General features: G+C 41.9%; 13 protein-coding genes. 7 read left to right on the forward strand and 6 right to left on the reverse strand.

What is annotated here, in order from left to right; translation table 11 throughout:
* Positions 1-282: 282 nt before the first annotated feature.
* A complete protein-coding gene (locus EAH55_RS30750; RefSeq protein ID WP_162996693.1) occupies positions 283-465 on the reverse strand; it encodes a hypothetical protein in 183 nt (60 codons plus the stop codon).
* An 870-nt stretch (positions 466-1335) separates the two neighbouring features.
* Here EAH55_RS30750 and EAH55_RS00010 point away from each other — a divergent pair.
* From EAH55_RS00010 to porD, 4 genes are all read left to right on the forward strand, one after another.
* On the forward strand, positions 1336-2262 hold the full coding sequence (locus EAH55_RS00010) for an outer membrane protein assembly factor BamD (protein ID WP_112575790.1): 927 nt from the start codon (positions 1336-1338) through the stop codon (positions 2260-2262).
* Between the two features lie 30 nt (positions 2263-2292).
* A complete protein-coding gene (locus tag EAH55_RS00015) occupies positions 2293-2625 on the forward strand; it encodes a DNA-directed RNA polymerase subunit omega (RefSeq protein WP_112575789.1) in 333 nt (110 codons plus the stop codon).
* Between the two features lie 120 nt (positions 2626-2745).
* On the forward strand, positions 2746-3948 hold the full coding sequence (coaBC, locus tag EAH55_RS00020; protein ID WP_121807966.1) for a bifunctional phosphopantothenoylcysteine decarboxylase/phosphopantothenate--cysteine ligase CoaBC: 1203 nt from the start codon (positions 2746-2748) through the stop codon (positions 3946-3948).
* A complete protein-coding gene (gene porD, locus EAH55_RS00025; protein ID WP_121807967.1) occupies positions 3945-4838 on the forward strand; it encodes a type IX secretion system protein PorD in 894 nt (297 codons plus the stop codon). Before coaBC ends, porD begins: the two co-directional genes overlap by 4 nt.
* 265 nt (positions 4839-5103) lie before the next feature.
* On the opposite strand, the gene EAH55_RS00030 is transcribed toward porD, so the two are convergent.
* Complete coding sequence (locus EAH55_RS00030) at positions 5104-6771, reverse strand: glycosyltransferase family 39 protein (protein WP_121807968.1); 1668 nt, start codon at positions 6769-6771, stop codon at positions 5104-5106.
* Between the two features lie 32 nt (positions 6772-6803).
* The gene (locus tag EAH55_RS00035) at positions 6804-7784 is read right to left on the reverse strand and encodes a glycosyltransferase (protein WP_121807969.1); all 981 of its coding nucleotides are present in this window, start codon (positions 7782-7784) and stop codon (positions 6804-6806) included.
* Between the two features lie 111 nt (positions 7785-7895).
* On the opposite strand from EAH55_RS00035, the gene EAH55_RS00040 reads away from it, so the two are divergent.
* Positions 7896-8795, forward strand: coding sequence for a tetratricopeptide repeat protein (locus tag EAH55_RS00040; protein WP_162996694.1), 900 nt, complete (start codon positions 7896-7898; stop codon positions 8793-8795).
* A gap of 2 nt (positions 8796-8797) precedes the next feature.
* On the opposite strand, the gene EAH55_RS00045 is transcribed toward EAH55_RS00040, so the two are convergent.
* The 3 genes from EAH55_RS00045 to lpdA all read right to left on the reverse strand — a co-directional run bounded on the left by EAH55_RS00045 (position 8798) and on the right by lpdA (position 11369).
* Positions 8798-9238: a sterol desaturase family protein gene (locus tag EAH55_RS00045; protein WP_121807971.1), complete on the reverse strand. Its 441-nt coding sequence runs from the start codon at positions 9236-9238 to the stop codon at positions 8798-8800.
* Position 9239: 1 nt separating this feature from the next.
* A complete protein-coding gene (locus EAH55_RS00050) occupies positions 9240-9860 on the reverse strand; it encodes a TlpA family protein disulfide reductase (protein WP_121807972.1) in 621 nt (206 codons plus the stop codon).
* 105 nt (positions 9861-9965) lie between these two features.
* Positions 9966-11369: a dihydrolipoyl dehydrogenase gene (lpdA, locus tag EAH55_RS00055; protein ID WP_121807973.1), complete on the reverse strand. Its 1404-nt coding sequence runs from the start codon at positions 11367-11369 to the stop codon at positions 9966-9968.
* 273 nt (positions 11370-11642) lie between these two features.
* Here lpdA and EAH55_RS00060 point away from each other — a divergent pair, with 273 nt between their 5' ends.
* Together EAH55_RS00060 and EAH55_RS00065 are read left to right on the forward strand one after the other, a co-directional pair.
* Positions 11643-13499, forward strand: a complete 1857-nt coding sequence (locus EAH55_RS00060; RefSeq protein WP_121807974.1) for a CocE/NonD family hydrolase — start codon at positions 11643-11645, stop codon at positions 13497-13499.
* A gap of 203 nt (positions 13500-13702) precedes the next feature.
* Positions 13703-14326, forward strand: coding sequence for a M949_RS01915 family surface polysaccharide biosynthesis protein (locus tag EAH55_RS00065; RefSeq protein ID WP_121807975.1), 624 nt, complete (start codon positions 13703-13705; stop codon positions 14324-14326).
* The last annotated feature ends 16 nt before the right edge of the window (positions 14327-14342 follow it).

Genomic DNA, 14342 nt, shown 5'->3' on the forward strand with positions numbered 1-14342 from the left:
CCCTATTATTAATTAATAGAATCTGTATTATTATATCTTTATACAGTTCGCTTGCTTTTTTTGTAACTCTTCAGCTTGTATTGGCCTTAGCCTTTACGCGCCTCCCGTTACGCTACATGATTTCCATTTCTTAAAAGAACTTGCTCGCTTCCCTTCTCAGTTCAGCTATATAATCTTTCGGTATTAACCGTTTTGATTTGTCAGTTTATCCGGCGAGAATCGCTCTCTTTCCGTTTTGATTCCGATGACCTAAAGCCCTCATCCTCTTTCTTTTAGAAGCTTTTAAACTTCCGTCCCACTTGGGGCTGCAAAGGTAACAACCTTTTTCTCTTTTCCAAAACTTTTTTTTCTTTTTGTTTTGGCCCCGCTCAACCTCTCTTCTCTCCTCGTTTGCGGGCTGCAAAGGTGTGAATTATTTTCCAGTTCCACAAAAGATTTTAACAATCTTTTTTCTCCCTTCCTCATTCACTTTCAACCTTTAAAGAACAAACCCCGCTTCCTCGTTTGCGGGCTGCAAAGGTAGTCACTTTTTACCCACCTCCAAATTATTTCTGAGCATTCGCCCTGCACTTTATTTAACTCCCTATTCCTCAACGAGAAAAAGTTAGAACAATAGTTAAAAACATCGACATTACATTCCCAATTGCTTACTCCAACACTACATTATCCTTGTTTAACATATATATACTATATGTTTTGAGCAACCGGATATAGTTACTAACGAATGTACATTACTGACTACTGCGGCCGCGTTAGGGATAGCAGCGTAAAGCCCACAGCGCGCATTGGCCTCGGGCGCCGGCAAAGCGAGGACTTGCAGCGGATAGCCCGTCCGTCAACTGACGGGAACGCCCTCATTCGGTTGACAGTTGTGAGCAGGCAGTTAGCAGTTAGAAAAACCGGAAACTATATATTTAACTTCTACCCCTTTTGTCTGAACCTTGATTTATAGATTTCCCAGAGGTAAAGATTTCTTTTATAGAGATGGATGAACTATGGCTATTCTCTCAACTATTGTCAAGTAATTTAATCTTGACCACACTTACCTTCTTTACCCGAATCCATACCTTATATAATAGCATTGTCTCGAGATACAGAATCTTCTTAATTGACGTTAATAAATCTATACTAAGATGAGTGTTTGTGCATCCCACTTTTACAACACACAAAATCAAGCTTAATTGATGTTAATTTTAAAACTCAAACGTTAAAAACCGCCAATAGTTAAAAGATGTTAAATACATAATGTATATAAGCCCCGAGCCAATGCCTCGTTATATATTAGCGGCTAAATAAATAATTGACTGATTTATATTAAAAATCTATCTTTGCAGAATGTTTAAAAAGCAACTAACGTTATTAGCCAGTGTTTTAGCTATCGTAATTATTACGCTTGGCAGTTGTAAAAGCAAATACGAAAAGTTAAAAGCCAGTAACGACTACGCCAAAAAATACCAGGAGGCTATTAAGTACTATAATAAAAAGGACTATAACAAAGCTTTAGGACTATTTGAGGTACTGGTTGAACGTTACCGCGGCCGTGAAGGTGCTGAGGATCTTTTTTACTATTACGCGTTTACGTACTACAAACAAAAAGACTATACATCGGCCAGGTATCACTTTAAAACATTCGCGGATACCTATCCTTCAAGCCCAAGGGCTGAGGAGTGCCGCTTCTTTTCGGCTTATTGCTACTATCTTGATTCGCCGATTTATTCACTTGACCAGGATAATACGTTAAAAGCAATTGACGCTTTACAGTTGTTCATTAACCTTTATCCAAAAAGCGATCGTGTGGCTGAGGCCAGCAAGCTGATCCAGAATCTGCGCGACAAATTGGAAACTAAAGCTTATGCCAACGCCAAACTTTATTTAACTATCAGCGATTATCAATCGGCAGTGATTGCGTTCAACAACGCGCTGCGCGATTACCCTGATACCAAATACGGCGAGGAAATGGAATACCTTATTGTTAAAGCACAATATCAATATGCTTACCATAGCTTTGAAACCAAGCAGGAAGAGCGTTTTAACCAGGCAATAGCCTACGCCGACCAGTTTTCTGAAAAATATCCGAACAGCAAATACTTGCACGAAACACAGGTTTATGTAAAAGATAGCCAGCAAGGCATTAAACAAGCCCAACGTCTTATTGCCGAAGCTACTACCAACTCAAAGCTTGCTAAAAAGCTTGCTAAAAAAGATACTGTAACAACAACAGCGCCGTCTGAGAAAAATCAGCCGCAAAAAATACCATATTAATTAAGATATATTAAAGAGTTAAATTAAGATATGACAGCTAACAACAGTAATAAACCAGCAGCAGCCAGCAGCACTGTAACCCGCGATTTACGCGAGCTGGATACCAAAACCGAGAACATCTATGAGTCGCTTGTGATTATGTCAAAAAGGGCTAACCAGATCTCGAATAACATAAAAGAAGAGCTTCACCAGAAACTTTCTGAATTTGCGTCATCAAATGATAACCTTGAAGAAGTGTTTGAAAACCGTGAGCAAATTGAAATTTCAAAACATTACGAAAAACTTCCTAAACCATCATTGGTTGCAGTTCAGGAGTTCTTAGATGGTAAAGTTTACTATCGTAACCCAACTAAAGAAGTTTAGTTTCCCGGCTCCCAAACGAGAAGCAGGAAATTATTTATAAAATAGAAAAAACTCCCCTATCGGGAGTTTTTTCTATTTTAGCCTATATTTATTCTTTCGCCTGTAGGTGAACCTGAGCTTATGCTTAAAGATAAAAACATTGTTTTAGGAGTTTGTGGTAGTATTGCCGCTTACAAAGCTGCATTACTGGTAAGGTTATTGGTTAAAGCTGGCGCCAACGTTAAAGTAGTGATGACTACCGATGCCACGCATTTTATCACTCCGCTTACACTTTCAACCCTTTCAAAAAATCCAACACTGGTTGAGTATTTTAAAGCCGATACCGGCGAATGGAACAACCATGTTGAACTTGGTCTTTGGGCAGATCTGCTGATCATTGCTCCCGCTACAGCCAATACCCTTGCTAAAATGGCCAATGGGCTTTGCGATAACCTGCTTAATGCTGTATACCTGTCTGCCAAATGTCCGGTTTATTTTGCCCCGGCTATGGACCTGGATATGTGGCTGCACCCGGTTACCCGCCAAAACATAAGCAGGTTACAGTCTTTTGGTAATATCATGATCTCGCCGGGAACCGGCGAGCTGGCCAGTGGACTTTATGGCGAAGGGCGGATGGCCGAGCCTGAAGAGATTGTTGCCTTTCTGGAAGCCGAATCAAAAAAAAAACTTCTTTTAGCCGGTCATAAAGTACTGGTAACTGCCGGACCAACGTATGAAGCCATAGACCCGGTTAGGTTTATCGGCAATCATTCATCTGGTAAAATGGGCTTCGCTATCGCGGATGTATTGGCCTCGATGGGTGCTGACGTAACTTTGGTTACCGGTCCTACTGCACAAACAAGCAAGCAACAAAATATAAAACGAGTAAACGTTACGTCTGCGGCGCAAATGCTTGAGGCTTGCCTCGCTGTTTATAGCGATACGAAAGCATGTATCATGAGTGCTGCCGTGGCCGATTATACCCCGGCTAATGTGGCTACTCAAAAAATCAAGAAGCAAGACGGCGACCTTACTATCGAACTGAAGAAAACCACCGATATACTAAAAACCCTGGGCGAGGCTAAACGCGAAGGGCAAACACTGGTCGGCTTTGCGTTGGAAACCAACGACGAGGAAATGAACGCAATAACCAAGCTGCAAAAGAAAAACCTTGATTTTATTGTGCTAAATTCGCTCAATGACGCGGGTGCTGGTTTTGCGGGTGATACCAATAAGATTACCATTATTGATCGAGAGCTTAAACAAACTTCTTTCGATTTAAAAAGCAAGGAGGCTGTTGCCCGCGATATTTGCGATAAAGTTGCCCAACTGATAAACGGATGAAAAAACTGCTGCTTTACACGGTGCTGATGTTCCTTTGTTGCCAGGCTATTGCCCAGGACCTGAATGCCCGTGTACAGGTATTATCGCCCAAGATCCAGGTTGCCAATAAACGTGTTTTCCAAACCCTGGAAACCGCCATGAAAGATTTTCTGAATGGCCGCAAGTGGAGCGCCGACCCGATCTTGCCACAGGAAAGAATAGATTGTAATTTTGTGCTGAACATTACCAACTGGGATGGCAGCAGCAATTTTACAGGAGAGTTGCAGGTACAATCATCAAGGCCTGTGTATGGTTCATCCTATACCTCTACCCTATTAAACCTCAATGATAAAGATATCAGCTTTAGTTATACCGAAGGCCAGACGATTGATTATACCGATCAAAACTTTCAGGGTAATTTGAGTTCCATCATGGCTTTTTATGCCAACATTATTATTGGAGTTGATTACGATACGTTTTCGAAATTTGGCGGCACACCTTATTTTTTGGCAGCTCAAACCATTGTAACCAATGCGCAAACATCGTCATACAGCGGTTGGAAAGCGTTTGACGGAAACGTGAACCGTTACTGGTTATCCGAAAACCTGAACAATAAAATATATAACCCGCTACGCAGCTTCCTATATGATTATCACCGAAACGGCCTCGATATCATGTCTGACAATGTAAACAAAGGTCGAAAAGCTATTGACGGCCTGCTACCCCTGCTGCAACAGATAGACCGCCAGCGCGTGGGCGCAATGCTGCCGCTTATATTTTATACCGCAAAAAGTGATGAGCTGGTTTCTATTTACAGCAAGGCTGATAATCAGGAGCGCCTAACCGCCATGAACCTGTTTTTACAACTTGACCCGGCTAACGGAAATAAATATCAAACTTTGCAGAAGTAATCACCATTTTAAGCCAGTAGTCGAAGGTTTTGAGTCTTTAGTCAGGTTTTGTTCTTTTTACTTGGAAGCGTTTAAAAACGGTTAATAAAACTGCTATATCGTGCGCGTCATTGCGAGGTACGAAGCAATCCCCTACTTTACAGGGTAGACTTTCATAGCCCCCCTGCCTATTGGGGATTGCTTCGTACCTCGCAATGACGGCTTCTATATATTTTTGAACAGCTTCTTAGAACTCAGAACTTTAGACTCAAGACTATAGTCGACCCTACCTGATCCTTATCAGATAAAACTGATCTAAAGTAGCGGCCCTCTTCTTTTTGATGATAAAAGGCAGGCTCAGGTTTTCATGAGGAAAATCCTGAAAAGATTTAACAACACTATAGTCAATTCCTTTGCCCTTCAATTCTGCTACCGCTTTTTCATCGGCTACTATAATCCGGTTTTTTAGGCTATCGGTTTTTAAGATGGCATCAACGTTAGTATAAGTCGCCTCGCCTTTGTAGTAAAAATCGAACGTATTGGATAAAACCGCCGCGCTTACCTTTTGCTGCGGATAGTTTTGATTGAGATATTCGGCAGCCGAAAGGTCTCCACGGTAAGCGACTATTGTTGGATAAGCAACAGTAATCAGGTAAGCATTTACCAGGATTGACACAGCGCAGGTAAATAAAAATACAGGTTGATAAACTGTTGTTGGCCTTCTGTAAATGTAGATAGCGAATCCTGCAAATCCTGCTATTAACAAAACAAACACCAGCCAGCATTCGGGTGCGAAAACGAAGTTAAGCGCGATAACAGCTATCAGCAAAAGCGCCGTAATAAGGTATTGCGAAATTTTAAAAAACTTTAACTCGGCACCAACTTTTAACGACCTGATTAAAACCGCGGTAATAATTGCAAAAAACGGGAACAAGATGTTGGTATAAAACGGCAATTGAAATTTAGAGGCCGAGAAAATCAGCAACATCAATACCCCGCCTGAAATGCACAAGTATTCGGGTTGAGCTATTCGTTTAACCATTTTCCTGATGGTTGCATAAAGCGCATAAAACAGGAGAACAGCCCATGGCGCAAAAGCCCAAAGCAGGGTGTGCACAAAAAATAGTTTATCGCCATGGGTGTTGGTGATGTAACCGTTATTGTTGAAACGCCCGAACTGACTATCCCATAAAAACCAATGGATGCCGGAAATTCCTGTGCGACCAAAAACAATTTTCTCCGGGTGTAGATCAAACTGGGTATATACCGAATAGATTTCGGGTAGGGTAAATATCACAACCAGGATAAACGAGAGCAGCCATTTCCAATGGAAAACGCCCTTGATATTTCCTTTAAACAGATAATCGCCAATAACAGATGCTCCTATCGGGATAAGCAGGTAAATGCCTTTAGTCATCACCGCGCATCCTGTAAATATGGATGCCAGTAGTATATCCGCTATGCTGAATTTCTCTTTTACTTTATAAAAATGATAAACAGCGCCCGTGAGCAAGCCCATAATATAAGGCTCGGCACGTACATCGGTGTTCGACATTACGCTGTGCTGGGCAGTAAGTAATATCAGTATAGCGATAATAGCTGTTTCATCGCCATAAAACTTTTTGGCCAGCTTATAGGTGTAAACCACCGCCATAAAAAAGAACAACAATGCAGGCAGCTTATAAGCAATGGTATTTACGCCGAAGATTTTGAAGCTGACAGCGATAACCCAGAAAGGAAAATGGGGTTTATCGAGCCAGTCGCTCCCGTGATACATCAAATCAGTGAAATTATTACTGTGCGCCATGCTCCTGGCAAGGGCCGAATATAGAGCCCCGTCATCAGTAAAGAATTTGATGCCGATACCTGCAATATTAAGCACGATGGCTAATAGCAGCACTATAAAATAAGGCCGTTTTTGCGATGAAAAAATTGAAGCTGCTGAACTATCCACTAAAAATATTTATGCCCAAAAATAGTTGAATTTTAATTATTCCATGGCAGGTATTTGGGTTGGTTTTGGCTGATAAGCGCCGGCCGAGCTTTATTTAGCGGTAGTCCATTCAATACCTGTTCGTATAAAGCTAAATATACTGTGGCCATTTTACCGATATTGAAATTATCGGCCGCGTATTGGTGGCAATATTGTTTATTAAAACTTTCAACGTTTTTAAGTCCGGCGGCCAATTCAGCTTTACTTGCCGATAGCATGCCAACTTCAGCAGGTACGAGCTCTGGCAGCGAGCCGTAGGGCGTGCCGAAAACCGGGCAGCCAAAATAAAGACTTTCAACAACAGCTATCCCAAACGGCTCATGCCACAGTACCGGAAAAAGCAATGCCTTTGAGCTATTCATCACTACCGACTTTGCTTCATCACCAACCATCCCCTTGAAACGAACGTTTAGATTAGGTGTAAAGCGCAAACCCATTTTTAGGTTGAGGCGGGAGCCACCAAGTACTATTAGCTTGTTTCCGCTCATGGTGGCAACATCAATAGCCCCTTTCACGTTTTTTACCCGCCAGGCGGCTTTAGCTAAAAAGTGTGTATGTGTCCGTTTATGATCAAGATCGGGCTTTTGATAATCGGCGGTATCTATAGCGTTATGTATAAACACCGTTGAGCCATGACGTTCCGCATGATTAGCTGATACAAACACCGAATTAATATCTAACTGAACACCTCCCGGGTTATTATGCACCGTAACAATGTATGGCTTCTTTGTAAAACCACTCACCTGGAACTGAAAGTGCACCACATCAATATCATCAGGCACCTGCTGGTTGATATCAACAGCCGGATCATAGATCAACACTTTGGCGAATGGGCATGATGATCCCGCACCTACCAAGTACGTAATATTATGCCCCAACCGGTTCAACTCCCGGCCAAGCCACCAGATAATACGCTCGGTACCGCCATATTTAGTTGCCGGAATTTGAGTGTTGTTTACGATGAGGATATTCATAGATGTTTGGGGCAAAGGTAATAATCTGCTTATTCTATTTCAGCGTTTAACAAAATGCATTAATAGTTTTAACAGATTAGTATATTCACTCTAAAATCCATTCCTGTCACAATGAAACTTAAGTTAACTTTTTTACTGATGACTGTTGTCTGCTTTGCACGGCCAGTTTCCGCCCAGAACCACATGGCCGATTTTAAGGCTCTTATAGCCAAAGATGATACCGCCGCTGCATTTAAACTATTGCAAGGCTGGCAAAAGACCGGCACAAACGATCCTGATTTTTACATAGCCAGCGCCAACTATTATGCAAAAAAAGGCCTAACCGAAGTTTTGAGCCTTCAAAAAGATCAGCCGGCAGGTCAAAGCTTTGTGCTTAAAGATAGTACCGGCAAGGTTGCCGGTTACCTTGGCGGCCGGCCGGCATATAATTCAACTTATCTGAATAAAGCATTCGACAATCTTGATGCAGGTATAGCCAAATTTCCGAACAGGCTGGATATCCGTTTTGGCAAAGTTTACCTGCTTGGCAAAACCGAAGACTACAAAACTTTTGCCGAAGAAATTATCAAAGCAGTTAACTATGGTCAAACTATTGGTTTCAAATGGTTTTGGAGCGAAGGTAAGCCCGTTGAAAATCCGGAGGATTTTATGCTCAGCAATATCCAGACTTACATTATTCAATTATATAACGCCGGCGACCAAAACATGGATTATATCCGCGATGTATCTCTCGCCATTTTGAAATACAAGCCGGATAACGTTGTAAGTTTGTCCGATCTTTCCATCAGCTATCTTACCAAAAAAGATTATGCTCATGCATTGGAAGCCCTGCTGAAAGCCGAAAAGCTGGCCCCTCATGACTATATAGTTTTAAATAACATTGCCTATTGCTACGAGTTGCAGGGCAACAAGCCAAACGCGGTTAAATACTACCAACTTGTAAAACAATATGGCGACGAGGAAGCGAAAGTGAAAGCAGATAAAAAGGTAGCCGAACTCAGTAAACATTAATCTTACTTGCTGAACCACTTCCTGCTGGCCACCAATAACCCAAACTCTTCCGAGGGATATTTCTCCGTTGATTTATGATGGATTTTATGCGCCCTGCGGATACCGGCCAGGTAGCGGTTGTCGCTTTTGAAGGCCTTAAACCGGTTGTGAATAAACCAATCATGAAAAATAAAGTAGATAATACCGTAAATACTGATACCGGTACCTATCCAAAAGCGGTAATCCAAACTCAAATGCCCTATCCACATCAACCATAGAGCAAAAGCAGCAAAGCCGATGCTAAACAGGTCGTTCAACTCAAACCAGCCGTGCCTTTGCTGATGGTGCGTTTTGTGAATAAACCAAAGTGGCCCATGGAATAAATATTTATGCATGGCCCAGGAGATCAGCTCCATAACCGCCATGGTTGATAATACAATTCCGATGTTTGCCAATACATTCATATCATTTAGCTGCTATATTTTGCGCTATCAGGTTTTCCATTTTTAGGGTATTTTCATCTTCGTTATCCCCATAACCAGTCTTCTTGAAAATCAGCTTTCCTTGCTTATTGAAGATAATAACCGTTGGATATCCCCTAAAGCCAAACTGTCTGTCGGGGCATTTGGTTTTATCGTCGGGTGTATATTTAGCTAAAACTTTGCCTGTATAGATCTTTTCGTTGCAACCCGGTATAAAGTATACCGGTAATTTAAAATCCTGCCGCTTACTAAAATCCTTATACATTCTAACAAAATTATCTATTGATTTATCCTGTGCAATAAACCGCTTAACTATACCGCTATCGGTTTGGCATAATGTTATGAAACAAAAGTTCTTATTGTCTTTGTACTTATCGTAAAGCTTATGCAACATACCCATCTCACGGAAACACGGCGGGCAGGGCACAAACCAACAATCAATAAACAAAACCTTACTTTGCCCTAATTGCTTTAGCGTAGTATGTTTTCCGCTGATATCATAAACTTCAATATCGGGTATAGATTTAATGGTTTTGGTTTGTGCATGGCATATGAAGCCGAACAAAATTAAAAATGCGAATAAGGAATAGGTTACAACTTTCATAGCGAAGGTATTTACCACTAACTTAAAACTAAAAAAGCGGCTATCAAATGATAACCGCTTTTAAATCATAAAAATCCGATATCGAAAATCCGATATCCGAAATTATTAAATATGTATCGCCCTGTTTTCGGTAGCAGCTAAACATGCTTCACGCATAGCTTCGGTATAAGTTGGGTGGGCATGGCTCATGCGTGAAATATCTTCGGCACTTGCGCGGTACTCCATAGCTACAACAGCTTCGGCTATCATATCGGCAGCACGCGGACCAATCATATGTACACCTAAAATTTCGTCGGTTGCAGCATCGGCCAATACTTTTACAAAGCCGTCCAGGTCACCGCTTGCACGGGCACGACCGCTTGCTTTGAATGGGAACGAACCTGTTTTGTATTTAACACCGGCTGCTTTTAATTGCTCTTCTGTTTGACCAACTGCGGCAACTTCCGGCCAGGTATAAACTACACCCGGGATCAGGTTGTAATCAATATGTGGTTTTTGGCCGGCAATGATCTCGGCAACCAGCGTACCTTCGTCTTCTGCTTTGTGGGCAAGCATAGCGCCTTTAATCACGTCGCCGATAGCGTAAACACCTTTAACCTTAGTTTCCAGGTGCTCATCAACCGTAATTTTACGGCCACGTTCTTCAACAGTGATACCAATGTTTTCCAAACCTAAGCCATCAGTGTATGCAATACGGCCAACAGCTACCAGGCAGTAATCGCCCTTAAGCTCCAGTTTCTCACCTTTTGGCGTATCACAGCTCACAGTGACTTCGTTTCCTTTTACGGTAGCGCCGGTAACTTTGTGGCCCAGGTAAAATTCCATACCCAGTTTAGTCAATACTTTCTGTAACTCACGACCTAAGCCTTTATCCATAGTTGGGATAATGCCGTCCATAAATTCAATTACAGATACTTTGGCGCCTAAACGTGCATAAACCGAACCCAGCTCCAAACCAATAACGCCACCACCAATTAATACCAGGTGTTTAGGCACTTCGCTCAGGCTTAAAGCCTCGGTTGAAGTGATAACGCGTTTTTTATCGATAGGCAAAAATGGCAACGCTGATGGTTTTGAACCTGTAGCGATAATCACGTTTTTTGCGGTGATCTCAGTGGTGGTACCATCGCTCTTTTTAACAACAATGGTATTTTTATCTTTAAATGATCCCACACCAAAATGGGTATCAATTTTATTTTTTTTCATCAGGTAGCTGATACCGCTGGTATTAGCGTCAACAACCTGTTGTTTACGTTTGATCATCTGCCCAAAATCGATAGTCAGATTTTCAAGGTTGATGCCATGTGTTTTAAAAGCATGGGCAGCATTATGGTAATGTTCAGACGAGTCAAGCAGTGCCTTTGACGGGATACAGCCTACATTAAGGCAGGTACCGCCAAGGGTATTATACTTTTCAACAATTGCGGTTTTTAAACCAAGCTGGGCGCAACGGATAGCGGCTACATAACCACCGGGGCCCGAACCTATAACTATAACATCATATTGCATAGTAGTGTGTTTTTTATGGTGGGCAAAGTTAAGGATTATTGTCTGAACCTGAATTTATCGAGTTAAGGAATTATCAGAATACCAGGCAAATTAAATGAATTTCTAATATTCATTTGATTCATGCAAAATCCCGGCAATCTTTTAATCCCACAAATCATGGTTGAGATTTATCCCAAACCAACAGCATTTTACCACATTTTGTAACAGAACAATTGATAAATCGGTTTATCCTGAACTGTTTATTAAATTAGCCCAATTAACACGACTGATCTCATGAAGAAAATTAATTTATTTTTTGTGCTGGTATTATTATATACCGGCGCTAATGCCCAAAGCAATTATGTAAAGGAGCATTTTACCAAAAAAGATGTGTACATCACCATGCGCGACGGTGTAAAACTGTTTACCTCAATTTATACCCCAAAGGATGCATCTTCGCAAAATAAGTATCCGATGATGATGCAGCGTACCTGCTACAGCATTGCCCCTTACGGCGAGGATAAATACCCGGCAAGACTCGGCCCCTCTGAAATTATGATGAAAGAGGGCTATATTTTTGTTTATCAGGATGTGCGCGGCCGCTGGAAAAGCGAAGGCACCTGGACCAATATGACCCCGGTTATCGATAATAAAAAAAGCAAAAAAGATGTTGACGAAGGTTCCGACACTTATGACACCATAGACTGGTTGGTTAAAAACGTAGCTAACAACAATGGCAAAGTTGGCCAGTATGGTATCTCCTATCCTGGCTTTTATACCGCTGCAGGTATCCTTTCCAACCACCCGGCGCTTAAGGCATCATCACCGCAGGCCCCTATTTCCGATTTCTTTTTTGATGATTTTCACCATAACGGTGCTTTCATTGAAGGTTACTTTTTCACCTTCCCGGTATTTGGTGTTCAAAAAACCGACACTACCAGCAAAGCCTGGTATACCATGCTAAAACCTGATAGCAAAGATGGTTATCAGTATTTGTTAGATCTTGGCCCGCTTAAAAATGCCGATAAGTTTTACCATGATAACTTCTTTTGGCAGGAAACCATCAATCATCCTAACTACGATGAGTTTTGGCAAAAACGTGGGTTGCTGAAACACTATGGTAAAGTGAAACCTGCCGTGATGCTGGTTGGCGGCTGGTTTGATGCCGAAGACTTAACCGGTCCGCTGGCTATTTATAAAACCATTAACAAGTCAGATCCAAACGCCTATAATACCATTGTGATGGGGCCGTTTGGTCATGGCCGCTGGTCGCGCGAAACCGGGCATACCATGCACAGCAATGTATATTTTGGCGATAGCGTGGCTACCTTCTACCAAAGAAATATCGAGGCTAAATTCTTCAACCACTTTCTGAAAGGTAATGGCGACAAAAACTCAGGCTTACCCAATGCCTATATGTTTAACACCGGTAAAAAAGAATGGGCCACTTTTGACAAATGGCCTGCTGCCAATGCTGTACACGAAAAAATGTTTTTAGGTGCCGATGGCAAGCTTGCTAATACTCAACCGGCAACAGCAGGTTCCGTATCATATGTCAGCGACCCGCTTAAACCGGTTCCGTATACCGAAGATAATACCACCACTATGGGCTTTACTCCGCATAATTACATGAGCGAGGATCAGCGCTTTGCAGGTCGCCGCCCGGACGTTTTGGTTTACCAAAGCGAGATATTAAATGACGATGTTACCCTTGGCGGCGAGATCATGGCGCATCTTAAAATTGCTACCACTGGCACCGATGCAGACTTTGTTGTAAAGCTGATTGACGTTTATCCGGCCGACGAACCTAACAACCCGTACATGCCAAACAAAAACATTATCCTGAGCAATTACTGGCAAATGGTACGTTCGGAAGTAATGCCGGCACGATTCCGCAATAGCTTTGAAAAACCGGAAGCTTTAGTAGCCAATCAAAAAACAGATGTGAATTTCCGCTTGCAGGATGTGCTGCATACCTTTAAAAAAGGTCACCGCATCATGATCCAGGTTCAAAGTACCTGGTTCCCGATAGTAGCACGTAACCCGCAAAAGTTTGTGGAAAACCCGTATAAAGCCGATGAAAGCGATTATATAAAAGCAACTGAAACGGTTTACAACGATAGCTATATTGATGTGCAGGTGCTGAAGTAAGAGATTGGTGATTAGAGGTTAACCACCTCCGATGTCATTTCAACTGCAGGGAGAAATCTTATACGCGCAGCAAGCAAGTATGCAAAGCGAACATACAGGGCGTATAAGATTTCTCTTTCGCCCCCACATGATAACCCCTAACTGCTCTATCGAAATGACATTTTGCGTTTATCATTAATGCGTTTTTTGCTTTAAATTAGTTTATGAAATTGTTTACCATTACTATTCTACTAAGCATTGCACAAATAACATTTGCCCAAATTAAAGTTACCAAACTCAGCAAAACCGATATCCCTGAATCTATTGTCTACAAAGGGCATATCATAGATGCGGTTAAATACACTGATAAAACAGGCGACCACATTGTTATCACTACAGAAACGGGCATAACACAACAAAAAGCCACCAAAGACGAGAACTTTAGAGCTGCCGCCCTGTATGCATACGATTATATTATCATCGGGGATGGCAAGTTTAAACTAAGTTGGCAAACCAATGATTTTTCTTCGGATTGCACGCTTGATGTAAAAGCAGATTATGCTTCTGATGGGTTTGCGGTTACAGACGTTGATAACAATGGATTTGCGGAAGTTTGGTTGGTTTATCGCACCGCCTGCCGCGGAGATATAAGTCCAAGTGTTATGAAATTAATCATGCACGAAGGCAATAAAAAATACGCAATGCGCGGCGAGAGCAAGGTAAAGGTATCCGAAAAGGAAACTATTGGTGGCACCTATACTTTTGACGCTGCCTTTAAAACTGCGCCGCCTACATTCCGGAAGTATGCTGCCGATACCTGGAAGAAAAACATTATGGACACCTTTTAACCTGATACACTTAAGT

The sequence above is a fragment of the Mucilaginibacter kameinonensis genome, from assembly GCF_003675385.1.
In the GTDB taxonomy this organism is placed as follows: Bacteria; Bacteroidota; Bacteroidia; order Sphingobacteriales; family Sphingobacteriaceae; genus Mucilaginibacter; species Mucilaginibacter kameinonensis.